This window comes from Methylocaldum sp., from assembly GCF_039794385.1.
Classification (GTDB): Bacteria; Pseudomonadota; Gammaproteobacteria; order Methylococcales; family Methylococcaceae; genus Methylocaldum.
The window spans coordinates 1-3,078 of the sequence record NZ_JBDIVO010000454.1; the positions used below are offsets into that span (position 1 = coordinate 1).

Annotated in this window: 2 protein-coding genes; both read left to right on the forward strand. The window is 62.0% G+C overall.

What is annotated here, in order from left to right; all coding sequences use genetic code 11:
* The coding region (gene nifE / locus ABJK70_RS22585; RefSeq protein WP_347259210.1) for a nitrogenase iron-molybdenum cofactor biosynthesis protein NifE at positions 1 to 1,394 on the forward strand (1,394 nt) is incomplete at its 5' end.
* Between the two features lie 9 nt (positions 1,395 to 1,403).
* Entirely contained in the window at positions 1,404 to 2,996 is a 1,593-nt protein-coding gene (gene nifN, locus ABJK70_RS22590; protein WP_347259211.1) for a nitrogenase iron-molybdenum cofactor biosynthesis protein NifN, read from the forward strand.
* The last annotated feature ends 82 nt before the right edge of the window (positions 2,997 to 3,078 follow it).

The window sequence follows — 3,078 nt, forward strand, 5'->3', positions numbered from 1 at the left end:
ACGTCCTTGTTTTCGGCGGCGAGAAGCGACTGTTCAAATCGATCAAGGAAATCATCGACAAATACGATCCGCCGGCGGTCTTCGTCTACCAGACCTGCGTGCCGGCCATGATCGGCGACGATATCGAAGCCGTGTGCAAAGCGGCCTCGAAAAAATTCGGGAAGCCGGTCGTACCGGTCAATTCGCCCGGCTTCGTGGGTCCCAAGAACCTCGGCAACAAACTGGCGGGCGAGGCCATCCTCGACCACGTCATCGGCACCGAGGAGCCCGAACACACCACGCCTTACGACATCAACATCATCGGCGAATACAACCTTTCCGGCGAGCTGTGGCAGGTCAAGCCGCTGCTGGACGAGCTCGGCATCCGCATCCTGTGCTGCATCTCCGGCGACGCCAAATACAAGGACGTGGCCAGCTCCCACCGCGCCAGGGCGGCCATGATGGTGTGCTCGAAATCCATGATCAACATCGCCCGCAAGATGGAGGAACGCTACGAAATTCCGTTCTTCGAAGGCTCCTTCTACGGCATCGAGGATACCAGCGAGGCGCTTCGGGAAATCTCGCGCCTGCTGATCGAGCGCGGCGCGCCCGCCGAACTCATGGAACGCACCGAAGCCCTGATCGCCCGGGAGGAAGCGCGGGCGTGGGCCGCCATCGAGCCGTACAAGAAGCGCCTGACCGGCAAAAAGGTGCTGCTCATCACCGGCGGCGTGAAATCCTGGTCGGTGGTGGCCGCGCTTCAGGAAGCCGGCATGGAGATCGTCGGGACCAGCGTCAAGAAGTCGACCAAGGAAGACAAGGAGCGGATCAAGGAGATCATGGGCGAAGACGCCCACATGATCGACGACATGACGCCGCGCGAAATGTACAAGATGCTCAAGGATGCCAAGGCCGACATCATGCTGTCCGGGGGCCGTTCGCAGTTCGTCGCCCTCAAGGCCAAGATGCCGTGGCTGGACATCAACCAGGAACGCCATCACGCCTATATGGGTTACGTCGGCATGGTCGAACTGGTCAAGGAAATCGACAAGGCGCTGTACAACCCGGTCTGGGAACAGGTGCGGAAGCGCGCGCCCTGGGAAGAAGCGACGTGGGAAGAGGTGGCCGATTCCGCCATCGCCGCCGAGGCGGCTGTCTTGGCCGCGAATCCTGAACTGGCTCGCGAAAAACGCCGTTCCACTCCGGTTTGCAATTGCAAATCGGTCGCTCGCGGCGCTATCGAGGACGCCATCGTCGAGCATGGATTGAGCTCGGCGGACGCGGTGTCGGAAAAGACCCAGGCGGGAACGGGCTGCGGCAGTTGCAAAGGCAAGCTGGAAAAGATTCTCGAAACGATGGACCACTGGCACCCGGACGCAGGGAAAGCGGCGTCGCAAGCTCAGCAGGCCGCATGAGGTAACGCCATGGCCACCGTGATCACCCCGAAGAAATCCTGCTCGGTCAACCCCTTGAAGATGAGCCAGCCGATCGGCAGCGCGCTCGCTTTCATGGGGATCAAGAACTGCATGCCGCTTTTCCACGGCTCGCAGGGCTGCACCTCGTTCGGACTGGTCCTGTTCGTGCGGCATTTCAAGGAAGCGATTCCGTTGCAGACTACCGCCATGAGCGAAGTGGCGACCGTGCTCGGCGGACTCGAAAACGTGGAGCAGGCGGTCATCACGATCGCCAACCGGCAAAAGCCTTCCATTATCGGCATTTCGTCCACCGGCGTGACCGAGACCAAGGGCGACGACGTGGACGCCTATATCAAGCTGATCCGGGAGAAGCATCCCGAGCTGGACCACATCGCTCTTGTTTATGTGTCGACGCCCGATTTCAAGGACGCGTTTCAGGACGGCTGGGCCAAGACCGTGACCACGCTGGTCGAGCAACTGGTCGAACCGGTGCCGGTCGGCGGCGCGCGCCTTCCCAACCGGGTGAATCTTTTGCCGGGCGCCCATCTTACGCCCGGAGACATCGACGAACTCCGCGACGTGCTCGAAGCCTTCGGCCTTGAGGTCCTGGTCCTGCCGGACCTCTCGGGCTCCCTGGACGGCCACATCCCTGACGATTTCACGCCGACCACCCTGGGCGGCATTTCCCTGGAAGAAATCGCTAGCCTCGGACGATCCGCGCATACCATCGCGGTCGGCGAACAGATGCGCGAGGCCGCGGTCGCCCTGGAAGCCAAGACCGGGGTTCCCTACACCCTGTTCGATCGGCTCACGGGGCTCGAGCCGAACGATGCGCTAATCAGCCTGTGTGCCCGAATCAGCGGACGGCTGGTTCCGACCAAGATCCGCCGCCAGCGCGGCCAGCTGGTCGACGCCATGCTCGACGGCCATTTCCATTTCGGCGGCAAGAAAATCGCCATAGGCGCCGAGCCCGACTTGCTCTGGACCCTGAGCGAATGGGCCAGGGAACTCGGCGCCGAAACCGCCGCGGCGGTGACGACCACGGCCTCTCCGCTGCTGGAGCGAATCTCCACAGAGGAAGTCCTGATCGGCGACTTGGAAGACCTGGAAGCTCGCGGCGCCGGCTGCGATCTTCTGATGACTCACTCTCACGGGAGGCAAGCGGCGGAAAGACTGAAGATTCCGTTCTACCGCATCGGCATCCCCATGTTCGATCGACTAGGCGCCGCGCATCAGACCATCGTCGGTTATCGCGGGACCCGCAACCTCATTTTCGAGATTGCCAATATGTTCATCGCCAACGGCCATGAGCCCACGCCTGAAACCTGGTATCGACCCGAGGAGGCTGCGGAAAAACCTACTGCGCACCCCGATGACGGCGTCGCGCGGTGCTCGGACCAATCCGCCGGGAGCGGATTGGGACGTGCAGCGCACGGGGCCTCGCCCGAGCCGCAAGGATGCGGCGAGCACTCCTCATGTACCTCCACGTACACTCCGGGTCCTGTGCTCCGGGCTCCTTGTCCTCAGGGTGCTCGCGACGGTTTTTCCGCAACCTCTGAGGAGAACGAACGTGCTGGCACGGCGGCGGTTGCGGCTCATTAAGCCGGAAGCTCAATCAAACGAATCCTTTTATCGCGGAGGAAGCATGAAGGTCGCATTCTCTACCCAAGACCTACAACGGGTC